Annotated in this window: 12 protein-coding genes; all 12 read right to left on the bottom strand. The window is 66.5% G+C overall.

All coding sequences use genetic code 11. The annotated features are described in order from the left end of the window. Positions 1-9: 9 nt before the first annotated feature. Positions 10-408: a hypothetical protein gene (locus TZ00_RS08340; protein ID WP_044440794.1), complete on the bottom strand. Its 399-nt coding sequence runs from the start codon at positions 406-408 to the stop codon at positions 10-12. A gap of 44 nt (positions 409-452) precedes the next feature. Continuing rightward, the gene (locus TZ00_RS08335; protein ID WP_044440793.1) at positions 453-1,106 is read right to left on the bottom strand and encodes a GntR family transcriptional regulator; all 654 of its coding nucleotides are present in this window, start codon (positions 1,104-1,106) and stop codon (positions 453-455) included. A gap of 30 nt (positions 1,107-1,136) precedes the next feature. Further along, a complete protein-coding gene (locus tag TZ00_RS08330) occupies positions 1,137-1,883 on the bottom strand; it encodes an aspartate/glutamate racemase family protein (protein ID WP_044440792.1) in 747 nt (248 codons plus the stop codon). Next, entirely contained in the window at positions 1,883-2,926 is a 1,044-nt protein-coding gene (locus TZ00_RS08325; protein ID WP_044440791.1) for an ornithine cyclodeaminase family protein, read from the bottom strand. The genes TZ00_RS08330 and TZ00_RS08325 overlap by 1 nt, the downstream gene beginning before the upstream one ends. Then, positions 2,923-3,822 carry an ABC transporter substrate-binding protein gene (locus tag TZ00_RS08320; protein WP_044440789.1) on the bottom strand — a complete coding sequence of 300 codons (900 nt, stop codon included), beginning with the start codon at positions 3,820-3,822 and terminating at the stop codon, positions 2,923-2,925. Before TZ00_RS08320 ends, TZ00_RS08325 begins: the two co-directional genes overlap by 4 nt. A 56-nt stretch (positions 3,823-3,878) precedes the next feature. After that, positions 3,879-5,324, bottom strand: a complete 1,446-nt coding sequence (locus TZ00_RS08315) for an MFS transporter (protein ID WP_078715087.1) — start codon at positions 5,322-5,324, stop codon at positions 3,879-3,881. 217 nt (positions 5,325-5,541) lie between these two features. Further along, complete coding sequence (locus TZ00_RS08310) at positions 5,542-8,580, bottom strand: glycoside hydrolase family 2 TIM barrel-domain containing protein (protein WP_044440788.1); 3,039 nt, start codon at positions 8,578-8,580, stop codon at positions 5,542-5,544. A gap of 31 nt (positions 8,581-8,611) precedes the next feature. Beyond that, positions 8,612-8,836, bottom strand: a complete 225-nt coding sequence (locus TZ00_RS18805) for a hypothetical protein (protein WP_152631124.1) — start codon at positions 8,834-8,836, stop codon at positions 8,612-8,614. A gap of 2 nt (positions 8,837-8,838) precedes the next feature. After that, entirely contained in the window at positions 8,839-9,819 is a 981-nt protein-coding gene (locus TZ00_RS08305) for an MFS transporter (RefSeq protein ID WP_052521410.1), read from the bottom strand. Continuing rightward, positions 9,812-10,984 (bottom strand): ROK family protein, encoded by a 1,173-nt coding sequence (locus TZ00_RS08300; RefSeq protein WP_044440786.1) that lies wholly within the window; start codon positions 10,982-10,984, stop codon positions 9,812-9,814. Before TZ00_RS08300 ends, TZ00_RS08305 begins: the two co-directional genes overlap by 8 nt. Before the next feature lie 71 nt (positions 10,985-11,055). Then, on the bottom strand, positions 11,056-11,823 hold the full coding sequence (gene nagB / locus TZ00_RS08295) for a glucosamine-6-phosphate deaminase (RefSeq protein WP_420796229.1): 768 nt from the start codon (positions 11,821-11,823) through the stop codon (positions 11,056-11,058). Beyond that, entirely contained in the window at positions 11,820-12,812 is a 993-nt protein-coding gene (locus TZ00_RS08290) for an N-acetylglucosamine kinase (protein WP_161793750.1), read from the bottom strand. The genes nagB and TZ00_RS08290 overlap by 4 nt, the downstream gene beginning before the upstream one ends. Positions 12,813-13,027 lie beyond the last annotated feature (215 nt).

Below are 13,027 nucleotides of genomic sequence, written 5' to 3'. Positions count from 1 at the left end.
GAATACTGGTCAGGCGAGGCCGAGCAGCGTCAGTGGGAGGCCGCCGAACAGGAAGAGCGGGATCGGGAGAACGAGCGCGGCGATTGCCCCGATGAGGCTTCGGCGCGCGGCGCGGGCACCCAGACCGGTGGCTGCCGCCGCATCCGGTGTCGCGGCGCAGCGCAGGCCGCGGCGCGCGAACACGATCGCGCGGATCGCGAAGTACCAGATCACCGGGATGCAGACGAAAACGAAGGGCGCGAGCACCAGCTGCCCGTCGGCCCCCAGCAGGTACAGCGGCGCCCAGAGCACCAAGAAGCCGATCACCATGAGTATGCCGGCCAGCGTCGCGTTCACTGTCGCGACACGGGCCGCACTGTTGACGAGCGGTTTCGGAAGCAGCTTGAGCGCGCTCTTGTCTGGTTCCATGGGTGGGAGCTTACTGCGGTGGCCGTGACGCCCGTCGTCCGCGCTCAGCGGTTGGAGAGGATCGCGAGGGACGGCTCGCGTCCCTGCTCGATGTGGGCGAAGGCGATCGACTCAGCCAGTCGATCGTTGCCCGTGCGGATCGCCTCGAGCAGACCGTGGTGTCCAGCCCATTGAACATGCGGGTCACGGCTCGACGTGAGGTACGAGAGCCAGGTCGTTCGGCCGGAGATTCCACGCATCAGGGAGCCGAGCAGTGAACTGCCTCCGATCTCGACGATGGCCTCGTGCACGACTGTCGAGGCTTCGGCCGCCTCCAGCCAGTCCTCGCTGTCGAGCGCGCGGTGTTCGGCATCGATCGCCGCCTGCAGAGGTGAGAGGGATGCGCCGGCCGCCACAGCCTTGGCCGCCAGCCGAGCGGCAAGCGTTTCGAGGCTCAGCCGGGCGTCGTAGAGCTCGGTGACGTCGGCGACCGTCCACAGCATGACACGAGAGCTGCGGCGGGGCAGGGAGCGCACGAATCCCTCATTCTGCAGTTGCGGGAGAGCCTCGCGGATCGGAAGACGCGATACGTCGAGCTCGGTCGCCAGGGCCGACTCGACCAGCCGCGAACCCTGCGGATAGTGCCCGAGAATGACCTTGCGACGGAGCGTTCGGTAGGTCTGCTCGGCGAGAGACTCTTCTGGAGCCAGAACGGTCATCGGAAGCTCCCTTACTGATAGGCGACGTTCCTATCTAACACGCTCCGTCGTCAACGCTCGGTCGTCGGCACCCGGCCAGCGCCGTGACTTCGGGAGCGGGCGGGCGTAGCTGTCGAGCTTGCTGGTCGTGAGGCGTTGCCGGATGAGGGCCTCCACGAGAGCGGCCGCAGTCGCGACCCCGTCGATCACGGGTACTGGCAGTCGATCACGCACGTGCTCCTCGAGGCCCGCCATGCCCGCGCAGCCAAGACAGATGACCTCGGCTCCTCGCGCGATGGCGTGTTCACCCGCAGCGACGAAGGCGTCTGCTGTCGCGATGGGGTCGGCGTCGATCTCGAGAACGCCGAGACCCGTGTCCTCGACCGCGACGCAGTGGCCGAGCAATCCGGCCGTTGTGAGGCTGTCCTCGATCTGGCCGACGGCCCGGCGAACCGTGGTCACGACGCCGTAACGTCGGCCCAGCAGCATGGCCAGGTGGGCGGAGGCCTCGGTGATGTCGACCACGGGGATGTCGAGCAGTTCCCTGGCACCCTCACGCCCATGCTCGCCGAAACCCGCCATGACCACCCCGTCGATGTCAGCGGGGAGGCTCTCCAGAGTGTGCAGCACCGCGGCCGCGCTGATGAAGCTGTCGTACCAGCCCTCGGCGGACTCGACGCCCCAAGAGGGAGTGATGGCGACCACGGTCGTGTCGGGGCCCACGGCGAGGCGCGCGCGGGCGGCTGCCGTCTCGGTCATCGACTCCGTGGTGTTGCAATTGACGACGGCGATGCGCATCACGCTGTCACCGCCGGACGGCTCCAACCGAACGAGGGCGCCGCGGAGATGGCAACGTCGTCGCCGATGCCGCGGATGCGTGCCAACTCGATCACCTCGGCTGCGACCGCGAGGTCCTGCGCGGCGAGCCCGACGGAATCGAAGACGGTGATCTCATCGTCGCGCGTCCGTCCGGGTTCGACGCCGGCGATCACGGCACCGAGTTCTCGCAGTGTCACGTCTGCGGGCAGGGCGCCGTCGATGATTGCCTCCAGCAGATCGCCGGATTTGGCGCGCGCCGTGGCGGCGCTGTCGACGATCAGAGTTCCGCGGGCCATGGCCGCGCCGTCGAGCTCCCGATGTGTCGGCCGTGGCCGTGCTCCGACCGCGTTGACATGCTGCCCCGGGCGCAGCCAGGCGCCTTCGACGATCGGGTGGATCGACGGTGTCAGGGTGCACAGCACATCGCAGTTCTCCACCACTGAGCGGGGATCTGGCGCGACGATCGTGCGACGGAGCCCGGGATCGAGCGACGTCATGAAGCGTTCGACCGTGTCTGTCGAGCGAGACCAGACCACGACGTCGTCGATGCCCATGACCGATCGGATCGCGCGGACATGCTCGATCGCGAGTTTGCCCGCACCGACGAGACCGAGTACGCGGCTGTCGGAGCGCGCCAGGTGGCGGGTGGCGACCGCGGAAGCCGCCGCTGTGCGCATCCGGGTGATGATCGCACCGTCGAGAATGGCGATGCACTCGCCGGTCAGGATCGAGCTGACCATGATGGTCGAGCGCTGCGTCGGAAGACCTCGGACGGCGTTGTCGGGGATGTCGGCCATGAGCTTCACCGCAGCGAGGCCCAGCCTGTCCGACCTGGCGGCCATCGGCAGCAGGATGGCGTCGCCATCGGGTGCGTCGCCGGCCCCCGTAGCCGCCAGTGCGGTCGGTGCGGATTGTCGCATCGACCCCGTGCCGAGGTCGGCGAAGATCGCCTCGACCGCCGAGAGCACGTCGACGGAGCCGACCAGCTCGGTCAGCTGGTCGGCTCCGAGGACGAGGGTCACGAGGAGGCGCCGACGGGGCGGGCGCCCGTGAGTTCGGCGAGTGACGGCGCCCGAACGATCAGGCCGGCCTCGGAGAGGATGCGCATCCAGCGGTCGGATGCGTCGGGGTCGATGACGGTGGTGTCCCAGACGCCACCGAGAGCCATCTCGGCCGCGGCCTCCCGCAGCAGCCCCCGATCGCGGTTGCCGAAGCGTTGAGTCAACACAGTCTCGATCTCGTCGGTCGCCGTGCCCGCGTTGATTCTCTCCATGGCTGTGGCTATCGCATCCATGAATCGTGCGGTGCGGTCGCCGAGTTCTTCGACGCGCTCGGTGAGGCAGTAGTAGACGCTGTTGGGCATCACGCCTGCATCGAGGTGCTGGAACACGATCGTGCCGTGGCCCGCTGCGACGAGTTCTTTCGCCGACAGCAGGTCGAGGATGATCGCGTCGCCGAGGCCGCCCTCGTAGAGCTCGATCAGCATGGCTGTGGACAGATCGCGCACCCATCGTGTCGCCGCCACGTCGAGCCCTGCCTCGCGGATGAGGCCGGCCGTGAATTCGAACGGCGCGCTGCCGCCGGCTCCGGGGGCGAGCACGACGCGTCCGGCGAGCCAGTCGAGCGAGATCGGTGCCTTGGCATCGCGGGCGACGATCGTCATCGGGAATGCGTGGTTCAGCTGGCCGACGACGGTGAGGCGGCGATCCATACCGGCGTACATGCCGGGAACCCAGAGGCCCCCGAGTGCCAGATCCGCCGCGCCGGACTCAAGGTCGTCGAGCACACCTGTCCACGGGTCGCAGGCGGTGGCCGTGACCGAGAGGCCGTTCGCGGCGAAGAGTCCGCCGACGTCGGCCACGTACTCGGGCAGGTAGTTCAGGCCATTGGCTGTGGCGGAGATGTTGAGCTGGTCCATGGGTTCCTCCGGGAGGGATCGATCGTTCTATTGGGTGGTGGTTCTGTGGGTTCGGATCAGTGCGATGCCGTTGCGAAGGCGTTCTCGTTGACGTCTTCGAGCGTTCGCCCCTGGGTCTCCGGTGCGAAGCGTGCAGCGAAGACCAGCACCGCGTACATGACGGCGGCGAGGCCGAAGACTCCGGCGAAGGCGAATGAGCCGTAGAGGGCGACGGCCAGGAAGGGCATCACAGCACCGGCGATGTTGCCGATGCCGTTCACGATCGACGCTCCGGATGCTCGGATGGCGGTCGGGAAGACCTCGGCGGTCCACGTCGCGAGGGTCGTGTTGGTGACCATGGTGAAGAACTGGAAGAGGGCTCCCAGAACGAGGATCGACCCGGTCGCGTTTCCGAATGCCGCGAAGGAGAGGGCGGTGATGCACCCGAGGATGCCGGCCGCGGTGACCACGGTTCGACGACCCACCTTGCTGGCCATAAGCGCGGCGGCGGTGGCGCCGAGAAGCGAGCCGACATTCATGATCATCGTGTAGAGCAGGCTCTCGGAGACCGAGTAGCCGCGCTCTACCAGGAGGGTCGGCATCAAGAAGTTCAAGGTGACCTGGGATCCGAACGCCATCCACGACGCGACGCCGAGGGCGACGGTGCGGCGCAGAACGGGGCGCCGGAACAACACGGCCGGGTTGGAGTGCATCTGGGTGGGAGGAAGGTCATCGGGGGTGAGCTCCACCGGGGGTCGTGCTCCCGTGGGCTTCAGTGAGTTGGACGCGATGATCGCGAGGGAGCGGTTCGCCTCGTCGACACGACCCTTCGACAGGAGGAAGCGCGGTGTCTCTGGAAGTCGTCGACGGTAGAACACCACCAGCAGCGCGGGCAGGGCCAGGATCACGAACGACCAGCGCCAGACGGTGTCGTCTCCGCCGAGCGGAATGGCGAGTGGGCCGAGCAGCAGCAGGAACAGTCCGTAGGAGATGAAGTTGCCGAGGCCTCCGGCGCCCACGTTGATCGCTCCGATCGCGGTGCCTCGGAACTTGGTGGAGACCATTTCGGAGATCATGACGATACCGATCATGAACTCGCCGCCGATGCCGATACCCACGATGAGACGGCTGACCAGCAGCATGTCGTAGTTGAACGAGAGAGCGCTCAGCAGCCCGCCCAGCGTGTAGATGAGCAGGTTCAGGCTGAGCGAGAAGCGGCGACCGTAGCGATCGGCCAGGAAACCGGCCAGTACTCGACCGATGAGACCGCCGACGACGGTGGCCGTATTGATGGCGGTGAGCTGCACATCGCCGATCTGCAACGAGGCCTTGATGTTGGTCGCCATCGCGCCGACCGAATTCTGTTCCAGGGTGTTGAAGAACTCCCCGGCCAGGATCAGGAGGAAGATCCAGAACTGTGCGCGGGTGAATCCGATCGAGTCGAGCACGGATGCGACGGAGTGGCCGGACCCTGTGCGGGCGGTGGAGCCGGTTGTAGCGGTGGTGCGAGAGACAGCAGTCATGTGTAACTCCCAGCGTGAGGAATGGGTACGGCGCGATCGCCGTGTAGTTACTTTTGTATCCCGAATGCTGTTTCAGGCAGGTTTCGAACATGATAAGAACTGATTATATGTCTAAATTACGGGCTACGTTCGGTCAAGCATCGATCCCTCGATTTATTTTGGGATACAGAAATGATGCTGATGCATCACGGTCGCTGTGCGATTCCAGGGCCCCGAGTCACCTGGACGTTGCCGAGAAGGTGACCGTCAGGCGCGCCGGCTGAGGAGCGACGCGATAAGCGGGCAGGATGCCGGGACCGCACGTGGCGGTGCCGACCCCGGCCTGCAGAACGTCGATCGACAGGTGGGCCTGGGTGCTCGGAATCAACTCGTCGACGTGAAGTGTGGCGTCGAGTTGCTGCCTCGACCAGGGAGAGACGGTCACGATCAGCTCTTGTTCGGCCGGATCTGAGCCGTGCGCGCGCAGCTCGATCACGCGTCCACCGGCCAGTTCGAGCTGTGCCTCGCTGACGCCCCGACGTGCGCCGCTCTCCTGCGGGCGCACGTGATCGGTGCGCAGCTGCTCGGTCGTTGCCGACCAGCGACCCCAGCGGTTGCCCTGTCCCGTATCGGCATAGCCCGACCCCGGCCCCTGGCCGACCCAGTCGAGGCGGGTCGCCTGCTCGTCGAATACCAGGTCTATTCCGAGCCGTGCCCAGTCGAGAAGCCACGGACCGACAGGCTCGAACGATGCGTCGAGCTGCAGGCCCTGGGCGGTGTGACACCACCGAAAGCTGGTGTCGATGCCGACATCGCGCATGGGAGGAGCCCATCGGGTATCGACCACGATGGTGTCGCCGTCGCGGCTGATGCCGCGTAGGCGGGGAACCAATCGGTCGAGACCGCCGTCGTGCCAGCGGGTGGCGAGCGGCGGCAGCTCCGGTTCGTCCCAGCCCACGCCGCGGTCGTTGTCGACGGGAGCCCGCCAGACACCGACCGCCGGGCCACTCACCGCAGTGCCGTTCAGCATGAGCAGTTGGCCAGTCGCAGCGTCGATCAGGCTGGTGCCGAGAGCGATTCCGTCGGCGGTCACCGTCGGCGTGCGGCGCACGGCATCGGTGCCGCCGCCGGCTGCCGGCGTGTCGCGGTTCACGTGCTGCACCGCCGATTGCCCCCAGGTCACGACGTGCCCTGCGGGGGCCCAGGATGTCGCCTGCCGCAGCCTGGCGATAACCGTCACGGCATGCATCCGGCCCGGGTCGAGCGGCGTGAAACGCGCCTCGGCGGGCAGCGTGGCCATGCTGCTCGAATGCGCCGGCGTCGGAGGAACAGTGAGAGTTCCCAAGCGAAGGACACCGCTGTCGGTTTCGAGTTGCCACCAGAAGTCGAGGTGGTCGAGCCCGAGCGTGTCGTAACGATTGCCGATCGTCACAGAGAGGCCATCGACGTTCACATCGATCTTCACGGGCGCCGTGAGGTGCGCGAAGTCGGCGAGCCCGGGTCGAGGCTCACGATCGGCACTGACCAGCCCGTCGATCACGAAGTTGCCATCGTGCACCGCCTCGCCGAAATCTCCGCCGTAGCGGATTACGCGTCGGCCATCCGGCCCTGTTACTGCGAGGCCGTGCTCGACCCACTCCCAGATGAAGCCGCCCGCGACGCGGGGCGAGTCGTCGATCAGACGCTGGTACTCGCTCAGGCCGCCCGGACCGTTGCCCATCGCATGCGCGTATTCGCACAGCACGAAGGGCAGCCCTCGTCGATGCAGCTCCTGCGGGGTGGCATCGGACGGTGCCGGAACGTCGTTTTCTCGGGCAATCGACTCGACCTCGGCAACCGAGGCGTACATGCGCGAATAGACATCGACGTAGGTGCTGCTCCAGTCGCCCTCGTAGTGCACCAGACGCGAAGGGTCTCTGTGGTGAGTCCACTCCGCGATGGCCTCGAGGTTGGCACCGACCCCCGCCTCGTTGCCGAGAGACCACATGATGACCGAGGAGTGGTTCTTGTCGCGCTCGACGGTGCGCCGCATGCGGTCTAGATAGGCGTCACGCCACTGCTCGACATCGCTCGGGTTGTCTCGCCACTCGACGGGCTCGAAGCCATGCGACTCGAGGTCGTTCTCGAGTATCACCCAGAAGCCGAGTTCGTCGGCCAGGTCGAGAAAGTCGGGGTGAGGCGGGTAGTGCGAGGTACGGATCGCGTTGATGTTGTGCGCCTTCATGAGCAGCAGCTCGCTGCGGGCGGCGGCCAGCGAGACCACCCGGCCCCTCTCTGGATCATGCTCGTGCCTGTTGACTCCCCGCAGCGTGATCGGGGCGCCGTTCACGAGGAGCACGGTGTCTTCGACAGAGATGGAGCGGAAGCCGACGCGCAGCGTGATCGTCTCGCTCGGCGTTCTGACAACGACCTCGTGCAGCGTCGGCGTCTCGGCGGTCCAGGGCTCGACCGTCGCGATCACGTGCTCCACGCCTGCGGGCGATCCGTGGATGCCGAGGGTCGGCGCCCACACGAGGGCCTCCTGATCCGACCCACCCGGCTCCAGAGAGACCTCCACTCTCAATCGACCGGAGCCGTCTCCCGCGTCGAAGGAGGCGTGCACCTGGGCGTCGCGGATGCCGCCATCGGGCCGCGCCTCGACGGTGACGCTGCGGAAGATGCCCGGCAGCCACCACATGTCTTGATCTTCGATGTAGGACGCGGCCGAGAACTGGGCCACCCGAACGGCGAGCACATTCGCCGTGGACCGGATGACCCCGCTCACTTCGAATTCGTGGGTCAGCCGACTGCCCCGTGTCGTGCCGAGCTCGACCCCGTTGAGCCAGATCGTGGCGGCCGACTCGATGCCGTCGAACCGCAGGATGCTCCGCGAGGCCAGAAAAGGTGAGTCGGCATCGAAGACCAGCAGGTAATCGCCGATGGGATTGGCGTCAGGCGGGTGCGGCGGGTCGACGGGAAACGGGAAGTCCACGTTCGAATACGCGGGAGAGCCGTGTCCTTGCAGGTTCCAGTGACCGGGAACCGTGATCGGCGACCACGCGTTCGATGACGCGTCATCGTTCGCGGCCGTGCCCTGGATCCAGCCATCCTGGGGCGCCGTTCGTGCAGAAGGCGACAGGCGGAACATCCACTGGCCGTCGAGGCTGAGTCTCGGAGCGTCGCTCGACAGGTGTGCGCGGGGCGCGAGTGATCCCCGGCCCGGCCTCGGGTCGGCGAGCTCGGCGACGAACGCTTCGGTCGCCGAAAGAGAGGCTTCGCGATCGGGGGATGCTGTCATGGCCAGAGTCTTTCTCATTGCGGTGGATGGTTCAGAGTCGGGGAAGGGAACGCACGGCTCGGCCGGAAACGGCGACGGCCCCGAGGATAACGGCGATGATCGACGCCATGGCGAGCCGGATGTCTATGCGCTCGCCCAGGGCTCCGATCGCGGGAGGGCCGACGATGTTCGCTATCGATGACAGCGAGGTTACCGCGGCAACCTTTGCGGGGCCGCGAAGCGGATCAGCCGCGGCGAGGGCGATACCGATGGGCACGTTCAGGGCGGATCCGGCCCCCACAGGGCCATACCGCAGACAGCCAGGGGCAGAGAGGGGGCGAGCGCGAACACGCCGAGGCCGACGATCGAGACCGCGCCGGAGAGGCGGAGCATTGTCAGTCGACCGAGGCGGTCGATGGCCGGCCCGCCCACAAGGCGCACCGCGGTCTGCGCGACGAGGAACGCGGTCAAAGCGATGGCGCCTTCGCTCTCAGGTGCACTGAAGGCATCGACCACAGACAGGGCCGCCCAGTTGTTGGCGGCGCCCTCTGAGAGGGCGGCGGCGAAGACGATCAGCCCGAGAAGCAGTGTCTGCGACTCGCCCCAGACACGAAGCGATGCGCCCTTGGCGATGGGCAGCGCTTGTGCGGCCGCAACGTGATTCTGTTGCACCTCAAGGGCGAGAGGGCGCGCGAGCCGAGCCACGATCTGACGAATGACGACAGCCACAACCGCGAGCCCGAAGAGTTGCGGAAGCACAGCCAATCCGAGCGCTGCCGCGGCCCCTCCCGCGGCGGCGCCCACCGCTGAGCCGATCGAGTAGCCGGCGTGGAATTGGGGCAGAATCGTGCGCCCCACCGCTCGCTCGTTCGCCGCGGCCAGGATCGATTGAGGCACGTTGGTGAGTGCGAAGGCCGCGCCGTGCAGCACATTCGCCAGAAGCAGGAGCGGAAGGCCGCCCACCTGCATGGAGAGGCCGAGGAGGAGGTAGGCGAGCACAAAAGCGATCGTGGCGACCTGATAGGTGCGGAGCGGGCCGAAGCGCATAACGGCGGCACCGGCGAAGGTCACGGTCAGCAGGGTGCCGATGGCGCCTGCGCTGAGAAACAGGCTGACCTCGGAAACCGAGAGGTCGAGCCCCTCGCGGATCCCGGGGAGCCGGACCATCCACGATGAGAGGGCGAGACCATTGAAGAAATAGGCGAGAAGGATTCCGAGCCGCACGCTGGAGAACGCCGTCTTGGTCGACGAATCACGCAAGATACGTCGACCCTTTTACCTGTCTCGTGATGATCTCCGCCACACCCAGGAGCGCGGCCTCGTCGCCCAGCGTTCCTGCTACGAGTCGTGGGGGGAAGGGAATGCGTCCGACGAGACGCGCCGAGATCTCGCGGATCGCGAACTCCGGATGCCGCGCAAGGTGTCCGGTCAGCACGATGACCTCGGGGTCGAGCACGGTGGCGAGTGCGCCGCAGGAGAACGCGAGCAGATCGAAGAGCTCGTCTGCGGCCTCCTTGGCCGAGGGGACCTTGTCTGCGGCATCGTCGAGAAGCCTCTGCATGGCCTCCGGCGCCGCCAGGCGTACCTGGCCGTGGCTGCGGGCGATGCCCGCGATTCTCGACTCGAGATCACCCTGGTCTGTGAAGTAGCGGGCCAGCGCGCCGCGTTCGGTGAAAAGGAAGCCGACCTCGCCCGCGGCTGAGCGGAATCCGCGATAGATCTCTCCGTTGTTCACGATGCCGGCGCCGACGCCGTCACCGAGCAGATAGGAAGCAGCGCTCTGGGTTCCCCTGCCAGCGCCGAGGGCCCACTCACCGAAGGCGATGGAGTTGGCATCGTTCTCGACATGCACGGGAAGCTCTGTCGCGGCGGCGACGATGGACTCGAGCGCGATGTCGCGCCATCCGAGTTCAACGGTGTTCATCACGCGCCCGTCGTGCACGATTCCCGGCACCGAGATACCGATGCCCATCAGCTCGCGTTTCTCTCGCTCCGCTGCTTGCACGAGCCGCTCGGTCAAGGCCAGGGTGCCCGCAAGCCGGGTCGAGGCAGAGACCGCGCCGGTGGCGGGATCCTCGTCGAACTCGACGATCTCGGTGACGACTGTCTCACGGCCGAAGTCCCGCAGAATTCCGAGGGCACGGTCGCACCCCACGTCGACGGCCGCGATCACTCGTGATTCACCGGCGGCTCGGAGAAGATTCGATGGGCGCCCGCCGGAGGACTGTTGGATGCCCTCCTGTGCCAGGACGCCTTCAGTCAGCATCGCGGCGCTGAGGCGTTCGACAGTGGCCGAACTCAGCCCGGTTTTGGCGCCGATCTGTTTGCGAGAGAGAGGACCGTGCTCCTCGAGCACATCGAGAATGGCCGTTCGGTTGATCTGCGTGACGACCCGGGTCGTTGCCGTTTTCTTCTTCGTGTTCATCGATCTCTTCTTTCGACAGCGTGCCCGGGTTCAGTGTGCGTGAGGTCGGCGTGAGTGTGCCAGTCGGTCTCTCAGCTCAGCATCGATGCTGCTGCCTCGTCTAGAAGTATGGTGACGTCTGAGTGCTTTCGGAGCGCGGACGCGGGACTCGCCTCCTCGATCGGGCCCTCGAGCGCCCTGGCGACGGCTCCGGCCTTGCCGGCGCCGAAGGCCAGCAGAACGATTGACCGAGCTTTCAGGATCGTGCCGATGCCCTGGGTGATAGCCTGCCGCGGCACAAGCTCGATGTTGTCGTCGAAGAACCTGGCGTTCGCTTTGCGGGTCTCCTGCGTCAACGTCACAACACGCGTCACAGAGTCGTGCGCCGAGCCCGGCTCATTGAACCCGATGTGACCGTTGTGGCCTATGCCGAGAATCTGCAGATCGACGCCGCCTGTGGCATCGATGGCCGCCTCGTAGTCGCGCGCGGCTGCCGCAAGATCGGCGGCTGAGCCATCGGGCACCGAGACGTGGCTGCGCTGGAAACCCAGCGGTTCTGTCACTTCAGCGTCGATGACGCTGCGGTAACTCTGCGGCAGCCGAGCATCGATGCCCACGTACTCGTCGAGGGCGAAGGCTCGCGCGCGGCTCAGATCGAGCGGTTCAGCCAGCTGGGCTCTCGAGAGGGCACGGTAGACGGGTGAGGGTGTCGACCCTGTGGCCACGCCGAGCGCGGCCGTCGGCTTCGAATGGAGAAGAGTCAGAATTCGTGTGGCGGCCAGCTCGGCCGCAGCCGCGGGGTCTGCGGCGACGATGACCCGCAGCGAGGTGAGGGGGCTGACGAAAGAGGGATAGATCACGACCCCACGACCGATCGCTCGGCGAGAGCCGCGCGCAGTTCTCGTGCCCACTGCACGGCGCCCTGCACGGGAGGTGTTCTCACGACCAGCAGCTCGACCCCGGGAAGAACCCGCTCGAGATGGCCCCTGATGGCCGCCTCGTAGCCCGGCTGGTTCACGATCACGCCGCCGCCCGCCACGACCGTGCGCCCGACAGCGCCCCGTCTGACGGCGTGGGCGACTCCATCGGCGAGCTCGGATGCGGCCCGGTCGATGATGTCGCACGCGACCCGCGACCCGGCCTCGGCCTGATCGAAGACGACGGATGCGTGCCGGCCCCAGGAGGCCCCGCCAGCGTTCGAGGCACTCCGTTCTGCAAGCTCGGCGGCATTGCGGGCGTCGAAGGAGGAGAGCATCGCGGGGAACAGCGTGTCTTGGTCGACCTGTCCTTTGTCGGAGGCATCGAGGGTGGCGCGCAGTGCGGCAGAGACGAGCGCGTGCGAACTCCCCTTGTCGCCGAGAGGCCAGCCGTAGCCATCCACCGTCACACGAGCCCCGGTGGCCGTCGTTCCGCTGATCACGGCACCCGTTCCCACGATCATCTCGATGGTCGGCCTAATGGTGGTGGCGTGGTGCAGCAGGAGAGCGTCGTTGACGACGGTCACCTCGGCGTTCAGCAGAGAGCGAAGTCTGGTCGTGGCCAGCATGGTCTGTTCGTCGGTGTCACATCCGTGCACCCCGGCGACCACGACCGTGTCTGAGGCGACTACGCCGAGTGAATGCACGGCGCTGCTGAGTCGAGCGAAGTTGTCGTCATCGGAGAAGAGGGAACCTCTCCGCCACTCGGCAGAGGGCACGACGATCTCGGAGACCGATCCGGTGGTATCGACACCGCGGATATGGGTCTTCGTTCCGCCGACGTCGATGCCGACGACCGTGAGCGACACCTCATCGTCACGCGCTTCTGCGGTCGACGACGGGTGGCGGGGCGGCTGAGCGCTTGAAGGCACGACTCTCCGGTTCTCTTCATTCGGCAGTGGCAGGTGAGGAGGGGTCCATCCTTTCGCGAGGCGATCGGGTGCATCATTGCCTCACAGTGATAATAAAGCATGCTTTTATTGCGCCTGCAAGCTCCCTGCAAAGCATCGGCTCCACTGAGTGGATCGCATATTTCCTGTTTGTAAACCAGTGTTTCAGCGGAGAAAATTTCTGAAAGTCGTGTGCC

Source organism: Agreia bicolorata, from assembly GCF_000938265.1.
Taxonomy (GTDB): Bacteria; Actinomycetota; Actinomycetes; order Actinomycetales; family Microbacteriaceae; genus Agreia; species Agreia bicolorata.
The sequence above is the reverse complement of the archived record's forward strand: the minus strand, read 5'-3'. Positions and strand labels throughout refer to the sequence as shown.

Coding starts and splice junctions, on each gene's coding strand:
- TZ00_RS08340 (WP_044440794.1), bottom strand. CDS start 408: ATGGAACCAGACAAGAGCGCGCTCAAGCTGCTTCCGAAACCGCTCGTC.
- TZ00_RS08335 (WP_044440793.1), bottom strand. CDS start 1,106: ATGACCGTTCTGGCTCCAGAAGAGTCTCTCGCCGAGCAGACCTACCGA.
- TZ00_RS08330 (WP_044440792.1), bottom strand. CDS start 1,883: ATGCGCATCGCCGTCGTCAATTGCAACACCACGGAGTCGATGACCGAG.
- TZ00_RS08320 (WP_044440789.1), bottom strand. CDS start 3,822: ATGGACCAGCTCAACATCTCCGCCACAGCCAATGGCCTGAACTACCTG.
- TZ00_RS08315 (WP_078715087.1), bottom strand. CDS start 5,324: ATGACTGCTGTCTCTCGCACCACCGCTACAACCGGCTCCACCGCCCGC.
- TZ00_RS08310 (WP_044440788.1), bottom strand. CDS start 8,580: ATGACAGCATCCCCCGATCGCGAAGCCTCTCTTTCGGCGACCGAAGCG.
- TZ00_RS08300 (WP_044440786.1), bottom strand. CDS start 10,984: ATGAACACGAAGAAGAAAACGGCAACGACCCGGGTCGTCACGCAGATC.